Below are 24461 nucleotides of genomic sequence, written 5' to 3' on the forward strand. Positions count from 1 at the left end.
ACAAACATAGGTATCGATATGAAATCCAGCCTCATCTTTCTGATGCTGTGCGTCCTCACGGGCTGCGCGCAACATCGGCACGACCTCCCGCCGGTATCTGGCGATCCTCAACCAGTTAATTCTCCCGCAATTATTCAGGAGCTGACAAAACATGTCTGAAACAGAAAACATCATCGCGTCATCCCGTGCCTTTGAATCTGTCCTGCTGGAAAAGGATGAACGGGAAAAAAAGATGGCGTGGCGAATAGCGGCCATAGGGTTTGCTTTGGCCGCTATGGCGATCACCACACTGATTATTCTGCTGCCGCTGAAAAATACCGAAATCGAATTATGGTCGGTGGATAAACAGACCGGACGTTATGAATATATGACCCGAATTAAAGAGCAGAGTATTTCCACAGAGAAAGCACTGGCTCAAGCGTTAGCGGCGCATTATGTCAGGCTCCGCGAGGGCTATAACTATTTTGCTCTCCAGCGCGATTATGACGATGTGCAGTTATTCAATAGCGACAGCGTTAACAGGGATTATCTCGACGGGTTTAACAGCAATCAGGCACCCGATATCATTTTCAATAAAGCGGAATATGTCGTGTCTATCGACATTATTTCCAACGTTCACGCGACCGCGACAGCGCCTGACCATCTGGCGACCTTACGCATTAAACGCACTATCCGCCGCATTGTCGATAACTCGGTTAAAACAGATGTCTGGAACATCCGTCTGACTTATCGCTACCTCCCTCGAAAACAACTGACAGACAGCCAGCGAGAAGTGAACCCGCTAGGGTTCATCGTGACCAGCTACCAACGCGATAAAGAGCTGAGGGGTGAATGATGCTGAAAACAACCGTGATCTTGTGGCTCCTTCTGGTGTCATCCATCGCCTGGAGCGCGGCGATGCCGCGCAGCAGCACGTATGACAGCCGAATGCAGAATGTCACCTATAACAGTCAGAATGCTACCATCGTCAACACCCGCCCCGGTTACCTCACTACACTCCTGTTTGATGACGATGAAGAAGTCATCGACGCGCAGGCGGGTTTTCCGAAGGGTTGGAAAGTCACAAAAAGCGATAATCGAGTCGGTGTTAGCCCAAACCCTATTACCCAACCGGTAACCGATGATAATGGCAACAACGTCAATAAGGTGTTTCTGCCAACGGCTAGCGAGTGGAGAACCAATCTCTTTGTCGTGACATCAAAGCGCGATTACAGTCTGGAATTGAACGTACTGGAGAATGACTCGCCTTCACAGGCCTTTATTATCCGTTTTCGCTATCCGGATGACGAGCGCAGACGATCAGAGGCAGCCAACGCAGCGCGTCTGAAACTCCTGCGTGAAACACAGGAAAAGCAGCAGATAACGACAGCATTTGAGCAGGCTACCACGCCGCGTAACTGGCTTTATACCAAACGAGTCGCTGCCGGTTCAGCGTCCATTGCACCTAATTTCGCTTACGATGATGGCCGCTTTATCTATCTCGGTTTTTCTCGCGTCAAAATCCTTCCGTCAATCTTCCGGGTCGTTAACGGGCAAGAACAGACTGTAACACCCCGCATAACCAAACACGGAAACTACACCGTGGTCGTCGTGCGGGCAATGTCTCCACAGTTGGTGTTGCGCTATGGCGGTTCGGTAGTCGGGATTGAGAATACGTCATTCGGCAACGCCACCGTTGGCAGCGGTGACACCGTTTCACCTGTCGTCACACTGGAGGCCAGATGACTGATAAAGCAGACTCAGAGACAACGGAAAAAACCGTGGCGGAGCTGGAGGCTGAAGCCCGTGAACGCGCCCGTTCAGCGATGGCGAGTCAGGCACCAGAGCAAAACACACCTCCCGGCCAACCTGAAGTGACCCGCTTCAAAAAATCCTCAAGCCGTCGGACGCTGCTGGTCAGCCTGCTGAGTCTGGGTGCACTGATTGCACTGGCATTGGGTGGAGATCGCTTCCTTATCGCATTAAAACAAAGCGATGATAAGGAGGTTGAAGCCCCAGCCCCGCAGTCAGCCAGTACAGGACAACATGAGCGTAAAAACCTCGGCATGGACAATAATCCGTTCGGCCTGTTTGGTCAGGACAAACGGGAAACCGCAACAAATAATCCCCCAATACAGACTGCACCACCGTCAGAGCCTCCTGCTTTAAATAAAGCGGCGGCACTGGTCGATGGGTCAAGTAGTGCCGCTGAGTCCACACAACGCGGTAATACTCAGGCTTCACAAACTGCCTCTTCCGACACACAGAGCTATCAGAACAAAGGTACACCAGAAACCACGTCTGGCACAGAGACTAACGACACCTATCCCGGTGTCGCAAAAGTGACCAATGTCAGGCGGCTTGGTCTCGATCCCAATCTTTACCTTCCGGTTGATCGTTATATTCCGTGCTCAATGATGCGGCGTTTTGTCTCTGACGTGGGTGGCCGGATTTCGTGCCTCATCGGTGAAGATGTCTACAGTGCCAACACCTACGTGAAGTTGATCCCAGCCGGAACCGTCGCCAGAGGGTTCTACCGCACCGGGGCGCTGCAACATGGCCGGAGCCGGATGTTTGTCATCTGGACGGAATTACGCACACCGGAACCCGGTAGCCTGCAAATCCCACTGATTGATACTGAAGCCACCGGTCCATTGGGTGAGGCCGGGATTAGCGGCTGGATTGATACCCATTTCTGGGAACGGTTCGGCAATGCGTTGATGTTGAGCACCGTACAAGATGTGGCTGCCGCCGCATCAGATTCAGCACCGGGGAAAGACCGCAATACCGATTACACCGAAAACACTCGCGCTGCAGCGTCAGAAATGGCGAAAACGGCGTTAGAAAACAGCATCAATATCCCGCCCACAATGTACCTCAATCAGGGCGATGTGATCGGCATCATGACCGGTACGGATATCGATTTCTCTTCCGTTTATCAACTACGTCTAAAAAAGAGGTGGTATGAGCGCTGAAAATCTGTCGCTGGATTTTATGAAAAACCAGTTGTTCGGCGATTATCTCAAACAGGATGGCCTGACGGAAATCGCCATTAACCGCCCCGGAGAGATCCACACCAAAATAAACGGTCGATGGCAGAAGCATGATTCTCCGGTTACGTTGCGTCAGTGCCATGCGTTTGCCAAAGCGTTGGCCTCATGGAATGAGGACAATATCGATGATACCTCCCCTATCCTTTCCGCCACATTAGGATCAGGTGAACGTGTCCAGACCATTATCCCCCCAGCCTGTGAGCGGAATACCGTATCGATTACGCTGCGAAATCCGTCATTTGAACAGAAAACACATCAATCCTGGATTGATGCAGGTTTTTATAACAGGATAGCGGGTAAGGAGAGAAACGAAAGCAAAGATGATGAACTGATCCGATGCTACAACAATGGTGATATTCCCCACTTTATCGAAAAGGCCGTCGAGTACGGCAAAACCTTCTTTATTGTTGGTGAAACCGGCTCCGGTAAAACCACCTATATGAAGACACTGGTGCACTATATTCCAGCACATCTCAGGCTGACCACTATTGAAGATAACCCCGAAATCCGTTTTTACCACCACGCTAATTATGTTCATCTGTTTTACCCGGCGGATGCTGGAGAGGATGCCATTGTCACCCCCGGTCGATTAATTCGGGCAAATTATCGAATGAATCCGGATCGCATTCTGCTGGCAGAAATTCGTGGGCGGGAGGCATGGGACGCGCTGAAAATTATCGGTTCTGGGCATGAAGGTCTTATCACCTCCCTGCACGCAGGCAGCCCGGAAGAATGTATTGAAGGGCTCATTGACCGCTGCTATGAGAATCCTGACTGCAAAAATATCCCGTTCGATGTGTTGTTACGCAAGGTGCTTAAATGCGTAGATATCATCGTCAGCGTAGATATTCACGGCGATATTCGCCGGATGGGAGATATTTATTTCAAACCGATACACCTTAATCAAATGAAAGAAACCTTCAGATAAAAAATAGCTAAATCATCTGTTATTTCCAATAAAGGTATTTGATATGAAAACTATCCTATTCACCGTCTGCCTTTTCTGCATGAGCTTACTACTGCCCTCTTCCGTAATGGCCGCTGATGCCTGTGAGATTGTTTTATGTCTGTACGGTAAAACAACCGGTAACGGCGGAGGAAATGAATGTCAGTCTGCTGAACGTTCTTTCTTTAAGGTTGTGAAAAAGAACAGACACGGACTTCACCCCAACCGTACCGCCGATGCCCGAAAATTTTTATTACTCGAATGCAAATCAGCCGACCCGAAAATCATCGACCAGATAATTAATAAATTTGGTCGCGTGCGTCATTGAATTAAAAGAAAAACAGTAATAACAATATCGGGATTATTACCTTTCCCCCTGTCAATTCTGGATGGAAAACTCGACACCGATCGTGACGGTTTTAGGCTTTTAAATTTATGCGAATAGCAGAAATTTAAAAGTGGCGTAAGGCGAGTAAATTCTATTTCGCAGAAATAGCTAATTTGCGTCGCCGAACCCATCTGCAAACAGCCGCGCCCACGCGGATTTTGCAGACCGGGGGAGCCGAATAAATTTCGCCGCCCCAGCGAGCGAAAAGCTATCGCCCACGATAGCAGTTTATTTGGGGGGCTTGCCCCGCACACCGTCGCAGCTAAGTCTCCGGCCAAAAGCCGGTAGCGTGGCGCGACCACCCGCTTTGAAGGCGTTTTCCCATTTTTTCGCTTGGCCGGAACGGACAAAAGAAAAAATAGGCGAAAAACGGCGTCTCAAAGGGGGTGGTCGCGCGTAGCGGGCGACGGTGTGCCGCCTTTGACCTTGGGGGTTTTGGCGCGGCGTCCAGCCGCGACATTACCCCCATGCGCCAGACAATAAGGGCGTCCAGCCCGCATGAACTGGCGCACGCTGTTTCGTGCTGGGAAGCATGCTTTCCGACACATGGCCGCAGAGCGGCCACCTTCTTAGCCCCAGACGTTCGCCCCGCCTTTTCGCCCAACACCGTGGGGCGAATTGATGGGGCGATACGTTGGGGCGAGTCGCGGACAAAGGAGGCACCATGATGTTAAATAAGCTTGCCATTTCACTGTCGCCGATAGTGAATGGTGCGCTGGCCTTTATTGATGTTATGCAACAGCATCAATTGATGATGGCGCTATTATCGGGCCTGACCCTACCGTTTTTCGCTTCAATGAAAAGCGATGATCGGCAGAAAGCCCCATTATGGAAAAAGCTGATTATCACTTTTTCCCTGCTGTGTTTCCTGTTTGGCACAGTGGGCCCCTTACTTATTAGCGTTTTTAGGTGGTTTTATAACGATCGGATATTTACCCGCACTCCCATTCTGGACTGGTCAATATTAATTATATTTACCATGGCAGGGCTTATTCTCCATATTAGTCTGCGCCGGGTATTAACTCCTGAACTGGATAAAATAAAAAAACAACTCATCAAAAAGACCAGTCTTGAAAGGGAATTACGCACAGATGTACGCACGGTAAAATCCCTGCTGCCGGAAACGCTGCATTATAACCCGCTGGATTATATCAACCTAAATAAGGGTGTTTTTATCGGGATAGACCGTGATGAAAAACCGATGTATCTCCCGTTAAAAGACTGGCAAAGACAACATGCGGATATTATCGGCACCACCGGAGCAGGTAAAGGTGTAGCAACCGGTATATTGCTTTACCAAAGTATCCTGGCGAGTGAAGGTGTATTTATTATGGACCCAAAGGATGATGAATGGGCGGCGCATCTTTATCGCAAGGCCTGCGAGGATGCAGGCAAACCCTTTGCCTTAATTGACCTGCGAAAACCGCAATACCAATTAAATCTGATTGAAAACATTACGCCTGACGAACTGGAGGAATTGTTTGTTGCGGGATTCAGCTTGACGGAAAAAGGTCAGGAATCCGATTTTTATCGTATCGACGACCGAAAAGCGGCACGCATGGCGGCACAATTTGTCAGCAGTCATCCCTCTTCTACTATCCGCGATATTTATAACGGCGAATATGTTCAAGGTATCACGGAGGATATCAAAGCCTTTTTCGGCAAGATTGAAGAGCTGGCGTTGCTCAATGCCATCAACGCGCCGACAGGATTTTCACTCCAATCGGTTTTTGATAAAGGTGGCTGCTGCTATGTCATCGGCTCAATGCGCAATAGCAAGATTATCACCACCCAGCGAATGCTGCTGGTACGACTTTACCAATTAGCAGAAAGGCGCGACCGGGTAAAAGAAACGCCCCGTCCCATAGCCATCTTTCTCGACGAACTGAAATACCATCTGTCAAAACCAGCGCTGGAGGGGTTAGGCGCAGCACGAGATAAAGGCGTACATATCATCATGGCCCATCAGTCCGTCGCAGATTTGAAAGACTGCCCAGCGGATTTAAAAGGCGATGCTGTTGTCGGTGCAGTCGTTGAAAACGCTAAGTTCAAGCTGGTATACCGCGTTATGGATCCGGATACAGCGGAATGGGTAGCGAGAATGTCTGGCACCATCTTAGTGGATGATGAAATCCGCAAAGCCAAAACTGATGCCGTACTGACGGAAACCATCGACGGTGAACGTACTATCAGACAGGCCGAGCGTTTCTTTATCGACAGCAATATGATCCTGAACCTGCCCGATTTTGTCAGCTTTATCTTTACGACGAGAACGCTTCCCTCTGCCTCACTGATTTCCCCCATCAAGGTACAAAAACACGAGCTGGAGATCTATTCCGTTTCTCCGGATATTGCCGCGTCGGCAGCACCGGCAAAAATCGCGCTGGACTTCGACGAGGAAGGAGCGACATCCGCTTCAACGACCAATGTCGCGGCAACCCAGCCTGATCTTTTCTTTGAAGGGGAAAGTAAATCAGCAAAACCGAGATCTGATGATGACGAAACACCGTCCTTGCTCAATTTTTAGGAGGCATAATGCTTATCGCAACGCATAGCGAGCGCACCGCCCGCAACAGCGAAAAGATAAAAAGGCTGCTGAATTTCCTGAAAGAAGAAACCTACAGCGACTTTAAAACACTGATGCTGCTTTTCGGCTTCAGGGATCACAAATCGCTGTATACGCTGCTGACAAAAACTGAGCGAATGGGGTTAATACAAAAGTATGTGTTTGAATCACGGACGATGAAAATGTCATTATGGGGTATAACCAGCGACGGACTGGCTATTGTTTTAACACCGGACGATGTCATTTTCCCGGCACGCTTTGAACCGTCAAAAATCACTGGCTGGACGCTGGAGCACCACCTTGATAATCAGGTTGCTAGGCTCATCCTGGAGAAAAAAGGCGCATCCGGATGGGTAAACGGCGATCGCTCAACGTTCCTCAGCCAGTATCAGGTCAAACACCGTCCGGATGGACTCATCACACTCCCTGACGGACAGGTCATCGCAGTAGAAACCGAGCGCCGCCTAAAGACCAAAGCCCGCTATCAGTCAATCATCGCCAGCCATTTGCTGGCCCGGACACAAAAGCACTGGATTTACGTCTTTTATATCGTACCGGACCTACAGAAAAAACGGGCGCTTGAACTGCTGTTTGGCAGCATCAAACACGTCATCATCAACCATCAGCACATACCGCTGGAAGCACGTCATCGGAACGTTTTTCGCATTTATACTCTCGACGAGCTGCGACAACTGGAGCCGAGGCAATATTCATAAGCTGGCTCTGACGTTGCCAAATCTCATGGTCGGCTAAGAGCGAGGAGCAGACGTTCACAACTATCATCGCCATTGATAATGCTCTACTCACCTTCCCGTGTGTTAACCGACAGGGAGCAGATCACCGTATTTTACATAGCCCTCCAGCGTTGCATCCGCAACGTCGATTCCGATCACCTCGGAGAACTCATCGACACTACGACCACGGCGTTTAAATGCTTATTTGAGAATTAGTCGCTAAGCCATGACCATACTTTATATACACCATACCCAACTAAAGCTACGCCTCCCGCGGCAAGCACAACGGGGGCCGCAGCTACTGTAGCTGCTGAAGCTCCAGTTAAGCCAACAATAGTACTCGCTCCACCAGAGAAAGCTGCTGTAGTTAACCCTGCACCACTAGCAACAGACGATATACCGGTCAATGCTGAAGTACCGGATGTCATTGCCCCTGATGCTATAGCTCGCGTAGCAACCTGACGGCTTGCCATGGACGCCGCAGTTCTTAATACCGTGGGGGCTGTTTGAGTTATTTTATAATAGCTGTAAGCATTGACCCCCGCCTGCCCTACAGATACTGCCATAGTCTTCACTGTTTTGACCTGAGCGCTTTCACTAACGCCAGTCACACACCATGTCGCAAAATGCTCACAGTTGTTGTTGAATATATTATATCCATCCTCACCCAGTCTGGATTTAGCCCTTTTCACAATATCTACATTGGAGTAAACACATTTAGCATCCAGATGTTCGATAATGGCAACTTCGCTCTGGTTCTGATTGAAGTCTTCAAACGAAGTCTCACAGATTTTACCTTTGCTTAACCCACTTGCCAGACCTGAATAATGGATAACTTTACCACTCCCAATGTAAATACCATGATGAGTATATCCGGTACGTTTGGATGAAAGGTGTGCGCCAAGGGTAAACATCGATTACTCCATTTTCAGCTAATCATATCCGCCGAGTTTATACCCGAAAGTATTGTTTGGAAATCACCAAGCGTTCAAATTATTTTGTAAAGACTTTTTCCCCTTATGACAGGAGAAGTTAAACGAGGTTAATGATGTCCGCGTTGAGCGAAATGCGGAAATTGACATATCTGTTAAAGTGAATGGTTCATTTTGCTGGGATACTTACATTTTGTAAAAGGCTTCGGCATCCATATCAAAACCGGTAACTATGAACCTTTTAAGACCGTGTGTCAGATCGAGTAATACAGTTTAAGTGACCGAATTTAGCTCTCCACTACACGCTTTATTTCAAGCGTACTCAGACAAGTCATGTTCACTCTTATCATTGAACTTTTTCCATTTTTCCGTCAACTTATCAGCATCAAGGTCTACATGATGCGGTTGTATGGTTTTACCCTCAAAGATAGTTTTGTGGATACAATCAATAGCAAAATGAACCGTTAAATCATCTGGATTAATCCCCATCAATCCTTTATCAAACATACGGTGTAGACTTACTTCAAGTAATAGGCCGTTAGAGGTGTTGTTGTTCGCAGCTTCTGTTATTGCTTCAATGTGTGCAGCTTCTAATATCCCTTCTGGCAGTTTATAGCCAGTGATAGCACATCTACCATTGAAGTTATCCCAAACACGGCGTTTGAAATCAGCTTGATCTCCTGCATGACGGGCTTTGTGCGTAACTTCAACTGTACGCCCTGTAGCACAGGCATCATGTGCAGCTTCTATAGGCTTAGTTAGCTCTTCATTAATAGCTATAGCCCCTGTACCTATGACAAAAGATGTTTCAATATTAGGTTCCGGTGGTGTTAATGGGCTTATGTATTGATAGCTTAAAAATATCATACTAGCATCTTCATCAGTGGCGAGTTTCCAGGCTTCTGATTGTGTCATTGTTCGTAATGCAGTTTGATAAACTTGTTTATTGAAATAGCGTTTATCTTCCTTATCAATTTCCACATCAATCGTAGGAGCTTCAATAGGAAGTGTTTTGTCACCAATTAATAGATCACGTATTTCTACAGCTTCTTCTAAATTATCAAACCATTTAGTAACACATTTGCTGTTTAGATCTAACCCCATGAAGGGAAGAGTTACACGGATTGCATTAGGATAAACTTGTAATAAATAACGTTTAGTGCCTTCTGGTTTATCAGTCCAAAAAGAAATGTATCTTTCACCAGTGGATCTATTCACTCTACTATCTGCATCTTCGACAGCATCAACAGGAGTTACTACAGGCATAGTAAGTGGGTTAGCGACATGGCCTACGTGGTTGTGTCGTAAATGCCACTCTATAGCATCATCTTTTACATGAATCTGGCAGACAGGACATACAACAAGCCCCATAGATGTTACAGGTAGCTTCTTGCCACCGATTAAACGTAATGTACTTGCATTCTGGTTATGTACTTTCTTTTGATTCTGTGTAAGTGCACTACGTTTAGCCTCTAAGCGGGTACGGAGCTTAGCAAGATTAAGCGATTTACGGCTATTTTGTCTTTCGTGATTATGGATCTGAATTCCTGCTTTAGTTTTGATTTTTGTCCACATAGAACTAGAGAATTTATGCCCGTGTACTTTTTTATAACCAGCATGAGCTTGCAAAGTAGCAGTGGGACTATCTAATCCATTTTTACGGAGTGCTTTATATTGCTGAAAAAGGTTAATAGCATGAACAGCGATAGCGAATTTGATTTCCCTTAGTTGGTCTTGTTTGGCTGCTTGCAATGCTCTTTGTTCTGGGGTAAGCAACTTCTGTTTGGCTTTCTTGGCTGTTTTCTTGCTCAAAGATTTTTTTCTGATGTAGTTCATTTTGCAAGCCTTTAATCTAATTCATTGGAGAGATGACACAATTGACCTGCTCCCAGCAAACTAACATAGCACGATGTAAGCAAGTTCCGCTTTTGGCACAGAGCGGACAGAGAGTAAAATCACCAAGCACCTTGAACAGCGCCGTCTGATGCTGCAATGGTGGGCTAATTTTCTGGATGCTAACAGCAGCGGTCTGGCTAGGCTGTTTGACAGTATCAGAACAGTGGCAAGAAACGGTATTCCGGTTCCGTTTAACATGTTCCGCACTATCGACGAACTGGAATAGGCTCCCGTCAGCCACGATTAAAGGCATGCCTGTTTAACAGCATAGAAAGAAACGTCAGAACCCGTCGATGAGGAAGTCTATTGCAGCCTTTACCTGAGAACGGTACTGCGAAGCATCACAAAACACCGCCCCCAGGGCCTGGACAGGGATACTTGCCAGCTCGTGGGTCATTACCGCGTATTCTTTGCCGTCCGTCAGCATGACGACGGGGACAAGGCGATCCGGTCGGCGGCCTGCCGGATACTTTTCAATAGGGAGTAATGGGATCACTATCCGACGATTCAATTGTCCAATAATATCGCTCGTGACATCGAGCAGTAGCGGGTAAACGACGCTTTTCCCAGTATTACCGTATACGGTGAATTGCATGGTTAAAACGTCCTGTATTCATCACTGAAACAGCCGTTTTCATCATGAAAACGATTTAATGCGTCGATAGCCTCCCTGTTTTCTTCCTGCCATTTCTTCGCTTCATGACGGCGAAGCTCCGCATCCAGCGCGGTTGACAGAGTAGCACTCAGGTTAATACCCGCTTCACGCGCTCTTACCAGCAAGGCACGCTCTACTGTCATGGTCACACTCTGCGTGTTGCGTTGTTTCGCGGTCATGGTTTCTCTCCTGCATGAAATACGTGTACATTACACGGCATAATACACTTACCATAACACCAAAAACAGGTTCTGCTACCGTTGTAGTCCTGCAAACTTCACAGTCAGTCGTCATACCTGAGCCGTCGTTTACAGCAATCACCGATGTACAAACGTCGTTTACGGGATGCGCGGACTCTTTGCCGCCCGCACCCGCAGCCTGCGAATTTTCCGGGCATATTATGTCCAGAAAATTCGCAGGGAAATTTAAACATCTCTCACCTTCCCTGCCCCACAATAAGCTTAAAGCCGCACTCCTTTGCGGCTTATCATCTCCGACTCAAATCTTATCCATCAGATAACGATGCGCTTTTGAGGCGGCGCTGGCCGCTTTGAAAACATAGCGCTTATCGTTTTTCAGCGCCTGGAGCCATGAGGCAATATAGCTTTCATGCTGCACCTCTCCAACAATCCCCAAATCCGCCATCAGAAAAGCACTTCCCAGCTCAGCCACTAATTCCTCCTCCGCATAATCTGCACTGCCAAATTTCCCTTTCATTTCACGGTTAAGTCGTTTTTTACCACCGCTCCAGTGAACCAGCTCATGCAAGCCAGTAGCGTAGAAATTAGCTGCATCTGAAAACAGATGGCGCTCCGGTAGCCAGACTTCATCAGTTGAGGGGCGGAAAAAGGCGTTTTGTCCTTTCTCAATGATGTTTGCGCCGCTCTTCTGGAACAGATTTTCAGCCTCCGGCAACGGGTCAAAGGTTGCTTCCGGGCTGACGGTTTCAGTTGTCAGAGGCAAGCCGTCAATTTGCTGAACGTTAAACACGTTGAAAGTTTTCAGCATCGGGATCTGGTCGATTTCACCGTCTTCGTTTTCCTTCTCTAAGGTGGTATAGAAAATGGCTGTCGTGCCGTGTTCACCTTTGCGAACCTGCCCGCCTACTGCCTGTGCTTGTTTGTAGGTCATCCAGCGTGAATCACCAAAACCCTGTTTTGACGCACTGCACCACAACAGCATGATATTCATTCCGCTATACGCGATACCGGTTGCGAAGTTGGAAGGCAACCCAGACATGCCCGGCACTCGTTGCCACGGGCAAGACCACGGTTTTACACCGGCATCAAGCGCTGCAATGATGTTATCGGTGACAGTCTGATAAATATCTGTTCTGGTGGTTTGAGAAAATTTCGTTTTTGAGGAGCCTGACTGCTCCAGCGGGGATACGCTGGTCGCCGCTGCGGTGTTAGGGGCGCTAGTCTGGGTATGCAGGGAAGTCGTCATGTTTTTTCTCCGTCAGTGGTGTGAATTTCGTCTTCGTATCGCCTGACGGTTCGCTTTCCCGGCAGCGTTCTGTACTGCAAGGGCGCAGCATGCGTGCCATTTACCCTTGCGGGACGGGTTGTGTTGGGAAACGATTAACCGGAAGCTGATACGGGAACGGAAGTCACGCGGGAGAAAAACTGACACTGCATAACCAGACGTAGCGCCCCTTAGGATGCAGTGGTGAAATGGGTTTGGGTTTGGGTTTGGGTTTGGGTTTGGGTTTGGGTTTGGGTTTGGGTTTGGGTTTGGGTTTGGGTTTGGGTTTGGGTTTAACGATATTAGTTCAAAGCTGAGTTGTCAGTATTATTATTTATAAAACAATAAGATATAGCAGCCTGCTTTATGAAAAAGCGGGAACGTTAGAGATTAATAGGCTAGGTCTCCAGCAGGATCGTGAACTCTGCTCAGTAAACAGGTAAGTTTTGCAGTCAGTGTAAAGTCTTGCCATGTCTACATCTATGTGGCTGTTGTTCACATGTTAACGCAATAACGCAACAGTACCCGGAGGCCTCGCATTAGTCCGTCTTAAGAATTAACTGCCGACTTTGCGCATTTAGCTGTTAGCCAATGGTTTTATCGGTTAAAACCAATGGACTAAATTTGGTCATGTTTTGATTTTAAACTTCGCAATACAGAAGTATTATTTTAGGATTAATCCACTTCCCCCTATTTTCCCTCGCCATTTTTTCGGCGTATGAGAAAAGTCATTCTTAAGGTTATTACCCATGGAGCTATGGATATTTATAGCGGCGATTTATGTAATTTATCTATTGTTTTTCAAAAAGAAAAAATATAAATCTGCAGATTCTTATCCTTCCAAAATCGTGAAAGCGCCACCTAAAGAATGGCTTGCTGACATCAAGAAAAAAGAGGCTGTTGTGAGAAACGATGACAGTGAAGATGATGATCTGGCAACTTTTACACTGGGCGGTCGTAATGTCGAATACAGAATAACAACGACTCAACGTCAGAATACCTCAAAAACTACTACTGGTACTTTGGCTCGATGGGTATTGCCGGGTGATGTGGCCACTGTGGGTGATGTGGAGATTACCGGTGGTTACTTTTATTTCGGTCAGCGGATGAAGCCCGCTAGGCAGAGCTTAAGCGGCTATTATGATGATGGCACTGAGGCATCATTAATTGACGACACGCTCAATATTCGCAACAAACCTTATCTTTATGAAGATAGTTCATTGGGATACTGGCCCAGCTATTCCTCGCTTTCAGCTGATGCGCGCGGCGCGTATCTAAACTGGCTTGCCAGTGATAGGTCCGACGCGTCATGCCCTGTAGGTTACGTATTTATCTATCTGTATGGGCTGGAAAGAAAGGCACTTGTTGATTGCCGAGATGGTAATACACCTGACGCAGAGTTCCGTACTCTATTTAATGAAATCTGCCGGTTAAGATCGGTATTCATTGAGAACCGCTCTTTCCGGAATTACTCGTCCCAGTTACTGGAAGCAATGTCTATTCTGCGCCCAGATGTTGATCTGGTTGCCGATCTTGGCCGTGATTCGAGTTTCAGCAATGGTATGCTGTTTAAGCTAGCGCTGGCAAAGGCTGTGGATGCTGGAGTTCCTGTGTCAGCCGATCTGGCGCTGACGTGGGTAACAAATCACACGGAGTATGCGTTACGAACTCCCGCCCGCCGCTGTGCGAAAGAATTCGCTGCGCTTTTCAAACGGCGCTATACCCTCAAGTACGGTGAGGGTATGGTTGTCAAACCGAATAAAACGCGACTGCGTCTGGATTACAACCCTGCAAGTCCCAGCTTGCGCGGCGTTCGCCTTCCTGTTCCAGACTTGCCTGACCCTAGTGCATTGAAGGGACCAGTCCAGAAAATCATGACGCTTGCAGAGATCTGTACAGATGAACTGGATGCTTACAGCCGCTATCTTGGCAGGAAAGGTACGTCAGAGAATGATACTGCGGCAATCATGTTGCTGCCTATGGAAATCATCAATGAAAGCGCAGGAAAAGTTTTAAATACATTCAAACGCTGGGCTGATGAAGTGATAGCGAGTCACAAGGGGTTAACCACCGTTGCTGACTTCTGGGCACATATGGGAGCCACTTGCCCGGCGAAAATCAATAAAAAAGAGGCCGACCTGATGCAGGCCTTTGCACTGAAAATGGGCTACTGCCTGGCACCTGATCCGCTTTACCACCATGTGAAAGCAGAAGCTGACGGCGCACTGATTTTATTTGCCGCTGGTGAGGGAGCGCGCTTACCGCCATCTCCGGCGTTTATTTCAGCGGTGATGACACTAAGGCTGGGGTCAATGGTGGCCTTAACCGACAATAGCCTTGATCAGGCCGAGCGGAAAGTGCTGGAAAATGCTATCGACCATAATTCTGGCTTTAGCGAAGATGAAAAACGCTCCTTACATGCGTATTTGACGTGGCAACTTCATACCCCAGCCAACATGGCAGGCATGAAAAATAGAATAGCGCTGTTGAGTGCGATGGAAAAATCAGCAGTAGGTAAGGTTATCGTGGGAGTAGCCTGCTCAGATGGCAGAATTGAGCCTGCCGAAATCAAACAGCTAGAAAAAATTTATTCAGGCCTAGGACTGGATCCTTCCACTATCTCCGGCAACATCCATCAGCATTCTACGGCAGAGGTTACCCCGCTGTCGTCTGCATCAGCGAGTCTTGGGGCCGCTGAGTTCACGCTGGACGCCAGCGTGCTGGCTCACCATGAGTCAGCCACAGACGATGTCCGTAAATTACTTAGCGCAATTTTCACCGAGGACGAACCGGAATTGCGCGAGAGCACTCCCGCAGCCGGGGCGCATGATAGTGGCCTTGATAATGCACATAGCCAGCTTTACCACAGGCTTTTGGAAAAGGAACAGTGGCCCCGGAAAGAGGTGTCGGAACTATGCGAGAATTTTAATTTGATGCTCAGCGGTGCTCTTGAGGTTATTAATGACTGGTCCTATGCAGTGGTTGATGCACCAGTGCTGGATGATGACGATGATGATATCTGGGTAGACCTGGAAATTGCCAAAGAATTAGAGGGATAGTTAATGTCTGTGACACGCATAAGAGTTAAAGAACGGGATGCTATTATCCAATCACTGAAGTCTGGTGTAACGCCAAGAATAGGCATTCAGCACATCCAGGTGGGCCGGATGAATGAGATAACGGCTCTCCATCAGGATATTGAGCGGATCGCGGACGGCGGCGCGAGCTTCAGACTTATCATCGGTGAATACGGATCAGGCAAAACGTTCTTTCTGAGCGTTGTACGTTCTATTGCGCTGGAAAAAAAGCTGGTAACAGTCAGTGCCGATCTTTCCCCCGACAGGCGCATTCACTCATCGGGAGGTCAGGCGCGCAATCTCTACTCAGAGCTTATGAAGAACATGTCCACCCGCAACAAACCTGATGGTAATGCGTTACTCAGTGTTGTGGAGCGGTTCGTCACGGAGGCAAGGAAGGAGGCTGATGCGGATGGCACTACAGTCTCGTCGGTTATTCACCAACGCCTGGCTGCTCTGTCCGACATGGTGGGGGGATATGACTTTGCTAAAGTCATCGATGCATTCTGGCACGGACATGAACAGGATAACGAGACGTTAAAATCCAATGCCATTCGCTGGCTGCGGGGCGAATACACCACAAAAACCGATGCCCGAAACGATCTCGACGTCCGGACTATTATTTCCGACGCCTCGTTTTACGATTCATTGAAGCTGGTAAGCCTGTTTGTTCGTCAGGCAGGCTATGCAGGGTTACTGGTCAGCCTCGACGAGATGGTAAACCTTTATAAGCTGAACAACACTCAGGCGAGGACTGCAAACTATGAACAGATCCTGCGGATCCTGAATGACTGTCTGCAGGGTTCTGCCGAGAATATTGGTTTTGTTCTTGGAGGCACGCCCGAGTTCCTGTTTGATCCGCGTAAAGGGCTCTACAGCTATGAGGCGTTGCAATCGCGTCTGGCGGAAAATCGGTTCGCTCAGAAAGCAGGAGTGATTGACTACTCGTCACCTACGCTACATCTTGCCAGCCTCACCCCAGAGGAATTGTATATTTTACTGAAAAATCTTCGCCATGTTTATGCAGGCGGAGAGCCAGAAAAGTATCTGGTATCAGATGATGCACTTACCGGTTTTCTGCACCACTGCAGTAAAACCATCGGAGATGCTTACTTCCGTACCCCCCGAAACACCATCAAAGGTTTCCTGGATATGCTGGCCGTGCTGGAACAAAACAGTACGATAAGCTGGCAGACGCTAATCTCGGGTGTGGCGATTGAAGATGACAGGCCCAGCGACATGGATGAGACCATTGCGCAGGAAGAAGAGGATGATAACGGCCTGGCAAACTTCAAATTATGAGCAGCGCATACGATAGTCTCGATCCCCGCGTCCGTAAGTGGGTTTATAAGCAGGGCTGGTCTGCATTAAGGCCCCTGCAAGAGAGCGCTATCCCGGTAGTTTTAGCCCGTGACCAAGACGTGCTAATCAGTGCAGGTACGGCAGCGGGTAAAACAGAGGCTTTCTTTCTGCCTGCCTGTTCAGCGATTGCAGATATCACAAGTGGATTTGGTATTATCTATATCAGCCCGCTTAAGGCGCTGATTAACGACCAGCATCGACGTCTTGAGAGCCTTGGCGAAGCGCTGGATATGCCGGTGACACCATGGCACGGTGATGTACCGCAAAGCAAAAAGAAGAAAATACGGACTGGCCCAGCAGGCATCCTTCTTATCACGCCAGAATCACTTGAGTCTTTACTCATAAATTCATCGGGTTGGATTAAACAGGCTTTTTCGCCAGTAGCCTACATTGTTATTGATGAGTTTCATGCCTTTATTGGTACTGAGCGCGGCATGCAGTTGCTCTCCCTTCTCAACAGAATTGATCATGTACTGGGCCGTCATGCGAATCCGGTTCCCCGCGTTGCGTTGAGCGCTACGTTAGGAGAACTGGATAAAGTGCCTGAACTGTTGCGTCCGGATCAGCGATTGCCCTGCGAAATTGTGACAGACAGCAATAGCACAGCCACACTGCAAGTGCAGGTTAAAGGCTATCTGATACAGGTGACCGAAAAAGGAGAAGAGCCACAAAGCTCAGCAGAAAAACACGTCTGCGCTGACATTTTCAGACTCTGCCGTGGAGACTCCCATTTAGTTTTTGCAAACAGTCGAAAGCGCACTGAAAGCATTGCGGCGACGCTGAGCGACATGTGTGAGGAAAATGTTGTTCCCAATGAATTCTTTCCCCATCACGGCTCCCTGTCTAGGGAATTACGCGAGACGCTCGAAGCCCGCCTACAGCAGGGTAATTTGCCTACAACAGCAGTCTGTACCATGACGCTTGAGCTGGGTATTGATATCGGTAAGGTGCAGTCGGTTATACAGGTTACTCCTCCACATTCCGTCTCCAGCCTACGTCAGCGTATGGGCCGGTCAGGACGGCGAGATTCGCCATCGGTTCTGAGAATGCTTATCTCTGAGCAAGAACTTACCGCAACCAGCGACATGGTAGACCGCTTGCGGCTACAACTGGTTCAGTCGATGGCGATGATTAGATTGATGATCACTAATCGATGGTTCGAACCGGCTGATGCCTGCCAGATGCATTACTCCACGTTGCTGCACCAAATCCTTGCGATCACAGCGCAATGGGGCGGGGTTCGAGCCGATCAACTTTGGTCACAACTGTGCCAGACTGGCCCCTTCCGGAACATCGACTTAACTGATTTCAAAACTCTGCTTCGGCATATGGGGGGATACGGTCTGCTGACACAACTTGCTAGCGGTGAAATGGTTATCGGGGCTGAGGGAGAGAAACTGACTAACCATTATACGTTTTACGCCGTGTTCAATACTCCGGAAGAGTTCCGCATTGTCACAGGAAGCCGAACCCTTGGCACAGTACCAGTGGACTCTCCCCTTCTGCCTGACCAGCACATAATCTTCGGTGGACGCCGCTGGAAAGTAACAGAGATCGAGGTGGAAAAAAAAGTTATCTATGTCGAGGCGACCAAAGGCGGCCAGCCGCCACAGTTTAGTGGTGGGGGTATGTCTGTTCATGATGTTGTTCGCCAAGAGATGCTCACCATATACAGGGAGAATGATTATCGCATCGCGATAGGAAGTAAGAGCGTCGATTATGCCGATGCCACCGCCAGAAGCCTCTTTGCAGAAGGCTGTGACAGCTTTAAGCGTTTCAATCTGCAAAACTCCCATTTTATTTCTGACGGCCAGCGTAGTTATGTTCTCCCCTGGATGGGGGATAAAGTCGTTAATACAATAACGGCCTTACTCATGCGTAGCAGCTTTAAAGCCAGTTCATTTGCAGGTGTTATAGAAATAGATGACGCAAGTGTACCCACTGTCCAACACGCGCTAAAAGAAATGCTATTGTCGGGCTTGCCTTCAGAATCAGAACTCGCTGCAGATGTTCCAGAAAAATATCTGGATAAATATGACGATTATCTGCCGGAGTCCCTGCTTGCGAAAGGATATGGAGCAAAGGCGTATGACATAGAAGGCGCGCAGATCTGGCTACAGAAAAGTATTCTATAACCTATTATCGTAATGAGGGTATAAAGAAATTATTTATACCTTTAATTATTTATACCCTAATCTTTTTACTTCCCTGTGGATTTACTAGGTTTTAGCTCCGAAGTATTACCGGAAGTATCCTTATTATCACGCCGACGTTTATCAGGTTTTCCTGTCGATTTAGCAATTGGTTTAGGATCTGGTTTAAGAGCCATGATAGTTATCCTTTAGCGCTTTGAGAGGAAAGCCCTCTACATCGATATATGGGATGTAATGAAATCTTTCAATTGAGGTTAACTGCCTTCCAACTGTAAGCACACCAGTTTTAGTTCCATGCACTTTTTGAGATATCTGGTTTTTGATCTCCTCCCAATATCGGTGCCAGGATAAATCAGAGATCTAGGAGAAGATCATTAATCTTGAATTATCTCAAATCCCGAATTTTTATTTTAGCGATTTACCTTAGTGCAAAAATAAAAACTATTTATGCTAAACGCTTTATTTAACCAGTAACTTGGGCATTGCAATGAATTTAATATTCATTTTTGGTCAAAAAAGACTTATATTTATAAACGGTATTTACATACATCGTTTTTGCAACTTGCCGTCAGGACTCGTCCTGCGCAATGTATCGACTTACCAACTAAAATCATGAGCGGTCAAATTAATCTAAAAATTAGGATAAAAAATGAGCTGGTTAGATGTGAAATGGTTTTTTGAGGACGCATATGATTCTATCACTGATGCTGTTAGCGATGGCGTCGATGCTGTAGCTGACTTTATTGATGAGAATCCTAAGACCTCGATAGCAATTGGTGTAATAGCAGGTATTGCCACAGCGGGTGTAGCTGCACCGGCTATAGCCGCTTCCATAGGCGCAACTGGCGCGCTAGGAGCCACTGCAGGAGGTACCGCAATAGCTAGCCTTGAAGGGGCTGCTTTATCAAGTGCATCTCTTGCTGCACTTGGTGGCGGCTCTATCGCAGCAGGCGGAGCTGGTATGGCAGGAGGAACTTGCGTGGTTGCAACAGGAGGAGGCATCGTTGCCGGTGGCGTATCAGCAGGCGGGGTTGCAACCACAAAGGCCCTTAAAAGCTGATTTGTAGTAATGTGGCAGCCCAAAATCTAATGTGATTTTGGGCTGCCACATTACACGTTCCATATACCATAACGTTCGAACATAACATTGACAAGAATATAAAAAGCCGACAAGCGCTGTTTCCGACATATCGGCGCATATAACATAATACTGCCTCCATTATCGCCTCAAACATCCTAAGTGAGATCACGTCCCGTAACTGTCAAAACCCGCTTTTTCGTCAATGGAAAAACAGCCCGATCTGGGTGATAATTTTTAATAACCAACATGACTATGCACAAAAATGGATAGTCGGTTATTTCGTTGCTCAGAAAACGCCTGAAGTCGGTTGCCGACATAAAACTCGCTAAATAATGGTAAACGAATGAGTAGTTTATAGTTCGACCACGAGGTGTTGTGATCGACCTCGGTCGATTAAAACAGGCTAATGTTAGTAACGTCTGCTTCGGGTAAGATCAGACTGTCATACTCTTTGGGAAAATTTCCACTAACAGAAGCAAGAGCAACTATTCTTCATTGGTGCCACTGTGCGGATCACCATATGCAGATAGGTCGCTCAAATCAGTTTTATGTAACCAGCTTCTATTGGTGGTCATTCTGGTGGTCTTGACAGGAAGGAAACTCTAGTTTAGCTTACTTATTAGCCAGTTACTGGCAAAGGCGATCCCAGTCAGAGGAGCCAAATTTAGAAAATCCCGCTTAAGGAAACTTAAGCGGGATTTTTGCTTTTTAGTCATTCAGTATCTTCACGTGAAAGTATTCTCGGTACGCGTTAACCCGGTCCTTCACTGCCAGCCGCCAGCAGGGGAACCAGCACATCACTGATGGGAACGGGAATACCGTGAGCGTGGCCGTAGCGCTGTATCACGCCGTTGCGAATATCCCACTCCATCGGGCGGTTAGCTTGACGGTCGGCGAGAATCGACGTACCTAAATCGGCGGGCGCACGCTGAAAATCATCCACGATCTCCTGCATAACCCCATCGTCCAACACCACTCCCTCAGCACGGGCGACAGCAAGACACTCGTGCAGATACGTCAGAGCCAGCGCTTTAATATCCTCACGGGAAAACATTCCGGCGCGGCGATTCGTTAGAACCATCAGGCCTGCAACCGCATTTTGCAGCAGTTTGCGCCATGCAACGGATAAAAAATCCGCAGACAGCTCAACCGCACAGCTCGTACCGCTCAGCGAATCAATCACCAGTTTCGCCTGAGGAACATCCGGCAGCGTCAAACGCGGTTTGGCGCGCAGCCAGACTGAAGCATCGGGCTCACGCTGAGCCGGGAACCACACCACCGAAGGTAACACCGTTGCTCCATTGACCCAGGGCTCAAGCTGGGCTTTCTGCTCAACGCCGTTTTGCAGAGCACATACCACCGTATTTTCATCGCACAGCGCGCTCAGCCACCCTGCGCTGTCAACGTTTTGCGTAGTTTTCACCGCGACAAAAACCAGATTGAAAGGATGGTCGATCGCCGTCGGATCGTTTAATACCGGACCTGGCACAACAATTTCGCCCCCATCGTGACGCAAAAGTAACCTCGGATGTGCGGTTCGCCCGCAAAGTAGCGGCGTACGGCCAACTTCATGCAGTGCCGCAGCGATAGTCGTACCAATCGCACCAGGCCCAATCAGCGCAATAGTCGGATAGTCAGACATCGATAGCTCTCCTGATTCGCTTAACCCATCATCATGTGTGCTGGCGACAATCACCGCACACGCCAGTATTTTTCTTAACGTCAACGCTTCGCCGAAAAACCAATAACCAAGCACAGCAGCAAACCCGGTTGCCGGCGCAGCAGGATGATATAGCACACCACAGAGTGCGTTCATCCACGCGGTAGGCACACACACCACCTACCACGCTATACGCGGCGATAAAAGCCCCGGTTGCCAGCACCTATTTTACTCCCGATATCTTCTCTGCAAAACATCTTCCATACTCATCCGGGAACGTCTAAAAAATCCTTTATTTTCAAAAATAATATAAAGTTAACCATCCGTATCAGTCCGACAAGTTCTCCCTAACTCCATGAAGAATATAGACAGTGATGTGTATCGTTTTTTATACGCCTTTTGACTTATGAGCAGGCACTTACAGACATACAAATCAAACGAGTAAAACCACAGGGCAAGCCCTACACGATAAATGTGGTTAATATCGTTTGGCAGCTACGAGTTAGTGAGCCTGGCGGAAGCCTATGAGAAACGAGAGATCGTCCGTAAACAAGTTGCTAATGGTATTAGCCGATTAAGGAACGGAAAACTCAAAAAGTGCGACAACGGTGCGGAGAAGTGTTTTGCTATGCAATCATAACAGGTCGAACTGTGTTTACTGGGATATTTATCATCACACCGTGAGCGTTAATTATTTTTCAGATTCCAGTATAAAATGAGAGAAATGCTGCTGGGAACACAGCAGCCTTTATTATCATATTAATGACCGTATTTGAAATTAAAGCCTAATGCGTCACCCGTGGTATCGTATTCACGGAAGTTGTATATCAGAGGCTTCCATTTTGACGAGTCGATGACATCATTTGATCCTAATAGATCGCTGTCCACCCAGACATTAAGAATATCCAGTTCGACAAGAATAAAGCGGCCTTTATCTGTCGTGCTAACGGTCTTACATTCTGCCTGGATCGGACATTCAATCACCCGAGGCGGCGTAATATCTGTAGAAGCTTCAGTATGGAGGCCGACTTTGTCGAACTTATCGTGGCATATTTGAACGCCCCATTTTATTTGGCCTTCAGATAGCGTATCACTTCCGGTCAACTTACCAAGTTCCTCAACCTTCTCCCAAAGTTTGTAATCAGGAATATTGATGACAACATCAGAACCGGATAATAAATTACTGTACGTCTTACTTCCTTTACTAACGCCGATAATAATTTTATCACCAAGAGAAATCGACGATGATATAGAGGAAATATTGATATTCCCGTTACTATTATCCGTTGTCGTAACAAGAAAAACAGGAAAGCCATAATAAAAAGAACTGAGTTTTATATTCTTTTTCATTTTAATTCAGACTCCAACATAAAGTGGCGTTATATTTCCCTATTGTTACTCTTTTTATTTCCACTTAACAATAACCACAATTAAGTATCGGTAGTACACTTTTTACGAGGTATTTCGGTATCGTAAAAAATTAACCAGCAAAAAATAATTCACAAGCACCAAAAGAGGTATATGATATGCACCATATAGTTTTTTCCTTCCCGACCCGAAATGTGGTTGGATAAAGCATGAGGCTTAAACATGGAACGAATTGTTATACCCGCAAATTATGTTCACACCCGTACAACACCGTTTTGGACAAAAGAGACAGCACCGGCGTCCATTTGGCAGCGCCATTTGGATGCAGGAACACGACAAGGTGTTTACCCACGATTGTGCGTGATGCAAGGGACAATTCGTTATTATGGCTATGCCGATGGGACGAGTCCTGAGCCCGTCGAAACGCTGACCATTGAAGCAGGGCAATTTGGCGTATTCCCTCCAGAGAAATGGCACAGAATTGAAGCATTATCTGATGATACGCTATTCAACGTAGATTTTTATGTCGATCCAAAAATTCTGATAGAAGGTTGAGGTAAACATAATGACAGATGAAAATAAAGGGTACTCATTAGCACTATTGAATCGCAACAATAATGAAAAAACAGAAAAAGTTTATCTTAAACCGATGGCTTTCTATGTACCTGACTTTGCTGCCAGCGCGGTTGATGAGTTAATAAACAATCTGGTTTTAACCAGCGATAGTAATAAAGGTTTTTTACTCGTGGTAACCAATAATAATAATGGCGTATCCGTTGATAAATATTTCTCCGCACTTGCAGAACTGGAAGATCAGACGGTTTCTTCTGATGCGGTAAAAGAACTGGTTAATATCGTGCGTGGTTACGATGCAGATGAAGAAACTAACGTTTGCGGCTGGTAACTCCGCATAAAGCCTGATAATTCAGGTTGAATATACGCAGGCTTTCATGCACTCGCATTATTTAAGATATAGCACGAGTACAGCCATACTCATTTAAAACAGCAGGCGCTGGATGTCTTTTGACTGAACAAGCGCCCTTTGTACCCTACAGCATCAGCCAGGTAGCGTTCCATTTTTTGCAACATGTCTGAGATCCATCAGCACTGTCAGTGCTGAACCTTTCATTCTGCTATTGCCATCACA

At 47.3% G+C, this 24461-nt stretch carries 21 protein-coding genes and 3 pseudogenes; 15 read left to right on the forward strand and 9 right to left on the reverse strand.

Going from position 1 to position 24461, the window contains the following annotated elements; all coding sequences use genetic code 11:
- The first annotated feature begins 151 nt into the window (after positions 1-151).
- The 7 genes from CLR69_RS08850 to mobC all read left to right on the forward strand — a co-directional run bounded on the left by CLR69_RS08850 (position 152) and on the right by mobC (position 7648).
- The gene (locus CLR69_RS08850; protein WP_039285674.1) at positions 152-835 is read left to right on the forward strand and encodes a VirB8 family type IV secretion system protein; all 684 of its coding nucleotides are present in this window, start codon (positions 152-154) and stop codon (positions 833-835) included.
- On the forward strand, positions 832-1725 hold the full coding sequence (gene virB9, locus CLR69_RS08855) for a P-type conjugative transfer protein VirB9 (protein ID WP_422762867.1): 894 nt from the start codon (positions 832-834) through the stop codon (positions 1723-1725). Before CLR69_RS08850 ends, virB9 begins: the two co-directional genes overlap by 4 nt.
- Positions 1722-2954 carry a VirB10/TraB/TrbI family type IV secretion system protein gene (gene virB10, locus CLR69_RS08860; protein ID WP_129713324.1) on the forward strand — a complete coding sequence of 411 codons (1233 nt, stop codon included), beginning with the start codon at positions 1722-1724 and terminating at the stop codon, positions 2952-2954. Before virB9 ends, virB10 begins: the two co-directional genes overlap by 4 nt.
- Positions 2944-3960: a P-type DNA transfer ATPase VirB11 gene (gene virB11, locus CLR69_RS08865; RefSeq protein ID WP_129713325.1), complete on the forward strand. Its 1017-nt coding sequence runs from the start codon at positions 2944-2946 to the stop codon at positions 3958-3960. The genes virB10 and virB11 overlap by 11 nt, the downstream gene beginning before the upstream one ends.
- 43 nt (positions 3961-4003) lie before the next feature.
- A complete protein-coding gene (locus CLR69_RS08870; RefSeq protein ID WP_129713326.1) occupies positions 4004-4306 on the forward strand; it encodes a conjugal transfer protein in 303 nt (100 codons plus the stop codon).
- 724 nt (positions 4307-5030) lie between these two features.
- Positions 5031-6893, forward strand: coding sequence for a type IV secretory system conjugative DNA transfer family protein (locus tag CLR69_RS08880; RefSeq protein WP_129713328.1), 1863 nt, complete (start codon positions 5031-5033; stop codon positions 6891-6893).
- Positions 6894-6901: 8 nt separating this feature from the next.
- A complete protein-coding gene (mobC, locus tag CLR69_RS08885) occupies positions 6902-7648 on the forward strand; it encodes a MobC family replication-relaxation protein (RefSeq protein WP_129713329.1) in 747 nt (248 codons plus the stop codon).
- A 123-nt stretch (positions 7649-7771) separates the two neighbouring features.
- Here mobC and CLR69_RS23495 read toward each other — a convergent pair.
- The 3 genes and pseudogenes from CLR69_RS23495 to CLR69_RS08895 all read right to left on the reverse strand — a co-directional run.
- Positions 7772-7867 (reverse strand): annotated as a pseudogene (locus CLR69_RS23495) (major capsid protein); the annotation flags it as partial.
- 11 nt (positions 7868-7878) lie between these two features.
- Complete coding sequence (locus tag CLR69_RS08890) at positions 7879-8580, reverse strand: lecithin retinol acyltransferase family protein (protein WP_047057990.1); 702 nt, start codon at positions 8578-8580, stop codon at positions 7879-7881.
- Between the two features lie 330 nt (positions 8581-8910).
- Positions 8911-10434, reverse strand: a complete 1524-nt coding sequence (locus CLR69_RS08895; protein ID WP_129713330.1) for an HNH endonuclease signature motif containing protein — start codon at positions 10432-10434, stop codon at positions 8911-8913.
- Positions 10435-10558: 124 nt separating this feature from the next.
- Here CLR69_RS08895 and CLR69_RS22870 point away from each other — a divergent pair.
- Positions 10559-10720: pseudogene (locus tag CLR69_RS22870) on the forward strand (mobilization protein mobC); the annotation flags it as partial.
- Between the two features lie 54 nt (positions 10721-10774).
- On the opposite strand, the gene CLR69_RS08900 reads toward CLR69_RS22870, so the two are convergent.
- The 3 genes from CLR69_RS08900 to CLR69_RS08910 all read right to left on the reverse strand — a co-directional run bounded on the left by CLR69_RS08900 (position 10775) and on the right by CLR69_RS08910 (position 12595).
- A complete protein-coding gene (locus CLR69_RS08900; protein ID WP_119880390.1) occupies positions 10775-11089 on the reverse strand; it encodes a CcdB family protein in 315 nt (104 codons plus the stop codon).
- A gap of 2 nt (positions 11090-11091) precedes the next feature.
- On the reverse strand, positions 11092-11328 hold the full coding sequence (locus tag CLR69_RS08905; protein WP_012769207.1) for a type II toxin-antitoxin system CcdA family antitoxin: 237 nt from the start codon (positions 11326-11328) through the stop codon (positions 11092-11094).
- Positions 11329-11647: 319 nt separating this feature from the next.
- The gene (locus CLR69_RS08910) at positions 11648-12595 is read right to left on the reverse strand and encodes an ArdC family protein (RefSeq protein ID WP_129713331.1); all 948 of its coding nucleotides are present in this window, start codon (positions 12593-12595) and stop codon (positions 11648-11650) included.
- Between the two features lie 767 nt (positions 12596-13362).
- Here CLR69_RS08910 and CLR69_RS08915 point away from each other — a divergent pair.
- Genes CLR69_RS08915 through CLR69_RS08925 form a run of 3 tightly spaced genes read left to right on the forward strand, consistent with a single transcriptional unit; the run spans position 13363 to position 19187 of the window.
- A complete protein-coding gene (locus tag CLR69_RS08915; RefSeq protein WP_129713332.1) occupies positions 13363-15672 on the forward strand; it encodes a tellurite resistance TerB family protein in 2310 nt (769 codons plus the stop codon).
- A 3-nt stretch (positions 15673-15675) separates the two neighbouring features.
- On the forward strand, positions 15676-16992 hold the full coding sequence (locus tag CLR69_RS08920; RefSeq protein ID WP_129713333.1) for an ATP-binding protein: 1317 nt from the start codon (positions 15676-15678) through the stop codon (positions 16990-16992).
- Positions 16989-19187: a DEAD/DEAH box helicase gene (locus CLR69_RS08925; protein WP_129713334.1), complete on the forward strand. Its 2199-nt coding sequence runs from the start codon at positions 16989-16991 to the stop codon at positions 19185-19187. Before CLR69_RS08920 ends, CLR69_RS08925 begins: the two co-directional genes overlap by 4 nt.
- Before the next feature lie 65 nt (positions 19188-19252).
- Here the strand turns inward: CLR69_RS08925 and CLR69_RS23300 are convergent, their stop codons facing one another.
- Entirely contained in the window at positions 19253-19381 is a 129-nt protein-coding gene (locus CLR69_RS23300) for a hypothetical protein (RefSeq protein ID WP_263639618.1), read from the reverse strand.
- A gap of 473 nt (positions 19382-19854) precedes the next feature.
- On the opposite strand from CLR69_RS23300, the gene CLR69_RS23305 reads away from it, so the two are divergent.
- Complete coding sequence (locus CLR69_RS23305; RefSeq protein ID WP_129713335.1) at positions 19855-20265, forward strand: hypothetical protein; 411 nt, start codon at positions 19855-19857, stop codon at positions 20263-20265.
- A gap of 772 nt (positions 20266-21037) precedes the next feature.
- Here the strand turns inward: CLR69_RS23305 and CLR69_RS08935 are convergent.
- On the reverse strand, positions 21038-21928 hold the full coding sequence (locus CLR69_RS08935) for an oxidoreductase (protein WP_129713386.1): 891 nt from the start codon (positions 21926-21928) through the stop codon (positions 21038-21040).
- A 417-nt stretch (positions 21929-22345) separates the two neighbouring features.
- Here CLR69_RS08935 and CLR69_RS08940 point away from each other — a divergent pair.
- Positions 22346-22555 (forward strand): annotated as a pseudogene (locus CLR69_RS08940) (Arm DNA-binding domain-containing protein); the annotation flags it as partial.
- Between the two features lie 150 nt (positions 22556-22705).
- Here the strand turns inward: CLR69_RS08940 and CLR69_RS08945 are convergent.
- The gene (locus tag CLR69_RS08945) at positions 22706-23296 is read right to left on the reverse strand and encodes a flavin reductase family protein (protein ID WP_129703833.1); all 591 of its coding nucleotides are present in this window, start codon (positions 23294-23296) and stop codon (positions 22706-22708) included.
- A gap of 240 nt (positions 23297-23536) precedes the next feature.
- Here CLR69_RS08945 and CLR69_RS08950 point away from each other — a divergent pair, with 240 nt between their 5' ends.
- Complete coding sequence (locus tag CLR69_RS08950) at positions 23537-23869, forward strand: TehB family protein (protein ID WP_010304744.1); 333 nt, start codon at positions 23537-23539, stop codon at positions 23867-23869.
- 10 nt (positions 23870-23879) lie between these two features.
- A complete protein-coding gene (locus CLR69_RS08955) occupies positions 23880-24218 on the forward strand; it encodes a DUF1869 domain-containing protein (protein ID WP_129713336.1) in 339 nt (112 codons plus the stop codon).
- Positions 24219-24461: the final 243 nt, after the last annotated feature.

The organism is Pectobacterium zantedeschiae (assembly GCF_004137795.1).
Lineage (GTDB): Bacteria > Pseudomonadota > Gammaproteobacteria > Enterobacterales > Enterobacteriaceae > Pectobacterium > Pectobacterium zantedeschiae.

Excerpts from the sequence above, each read along its gene's own strand:
- CLR69_RS08850 (WP_039285674.1), top strand. The coding sequence starts at position 152 with ATGTCTGAAACAGAAAACATCATCGCGTCATCCCGTGCCTTTGAATCT.
- virB9 (WP_422762867.1), top strand. The coding sequence starts at position 832 with ATGATGCTGAAAACAACCGTGATCTTGTGGCTCCTTCTGGTGTCATCC.
- virB10 (WP_129713324.1), top strand. The coding sequence starts at position 1,722 with ATGACTGATAAAGCAGACTCAGAGACAACGGAAAAAACCGTGGCGGAG.
- virB11 (WP_129713325.1), top strand. The coding sequence starts at position 2,944 with ATGAGCGCTGAAAATCTGTCGCTGGATTTTATGAAAAACCAGTTGTTC.
- CLR69_RS08870 (WP_129713326.1), top strand. The coding sequence starts at position 4,004 with ATGAAAACTATCCTATTCACCGTCTGCCTTTTCTGCATGAGCTTACTA.
- CLR69_RS08880 (WP_129713328.1), top strand. The coding sequence starts at position 5,031 with ATGATGTTAAATAAGCTTGCCATTTCACTGTCGCCGATAGTGAATGGT.
- mobC (WP_129713329.1), top strand. The coding sequence starts at position 6,902 with ATGCTTATCGCAACGCATAGCGAGCGCACCGCCCGCAACAGCGAAAAG.
- CLR69_RS08890 (WP_047057990.1), bottom strand. The coding sequence starts at position 8,580 with ATGTTTACCCTTGGCGCACACCTTTCATCCAAACGTACCGGATATACT.
- CLR69_RS08895 (WP_129713330.1), bottom strand. The coding sequence starts at position 10,434 with ATGAACTACATCAGAAAAAAATCTTTGAGCAAGAAAACAGCCAAGAAA.
- CLR69_RS08900 (WP_119880390.1), bottom strand. The coding sequence starts at position 11,089 with ATGCAATTCACCGTATACGGTAATACTGGGAAAAGCGTCGTTTACCCG.
- CLR69_RS08905 (WP_012769207.1), bottom strand. The coding sequence starts at position 11,328 with ATGACCGCGAAACAACGCAACACGCAGAGTGTGACCATGACAGTAGAG.
- CLR69_RS08910 (WP_129713331.1), bottom strand. The coding sequence starts at position 12,595 with ATGACGACTTCCCTGCATACCCAGACTAGCGCCCCTAACACCGCAGCG.
- CLR69_RS08915 (WP_129713332.1), top strand. The coding sequence starts at position 13,363 with ATGGAGCTATGGATATTTATAGCGGCGATTTATGTAATTTATCTATTG.
- CLR69_RS08920 (WP_129713333.1), top strand. The coding sequence starts at position 15,676 with ATGTCTGTGACACGCATAAGAGTTAAAGAACGGGATGCTATTATCCAA.
- CLR69_RS08925 (WP_129713334.1), top strand. The coding sequence starts at position 16,989 with ATGAGCAGCGCATACGATAGTCTCGATCCCCGCGTCCGTAAGTGGGTT.
- CLR69_RS23300 (WP_263639618.1), bottom strand. The coding sequence starts at position 19,381 with ATGGCTCTTAAACCAGATCCTAAACCAATTGCTAAATCGACAGGAAAA.
- CLR69_RS23305 (WP_129713335.1), top strand. The coding sequence starts at position 19,855 with ATGAGCTGGTTAGATGTGAAATGGTTTTTTGAGGACGCATATGATTCT.
- CLR69_RS08935 (WP_129713386.1), bottom strand. The coding sequence starts at position 21,928 with ATGTCTGACTATCCGACTATTGCGCTGATTGGGCCTGGTGCGATTGGT.
- CLR69_RS08945 (WP_129703833.1), bottom strand. The coding sequence starts at position 23,296 with ATGAAAAAGAATATAAAACTCAGTTCTTTTTATTATGGCTTTCCTGTT.
- CLR69_RS08950 (WP_010304744.1), top strand. The coding sequence starts at position 23,537 with ATGGAACGAATTGTTATACCCGCAAATTATGTTCACACCCGTACAACA.
- CLR69_RS08955 (WP_129713336.1), top strand. The coding sequence starts at position 23,880 with ATGACAGATGAAAATAAAGGGTACTCATTAGCACTATTGAATCGCAAC.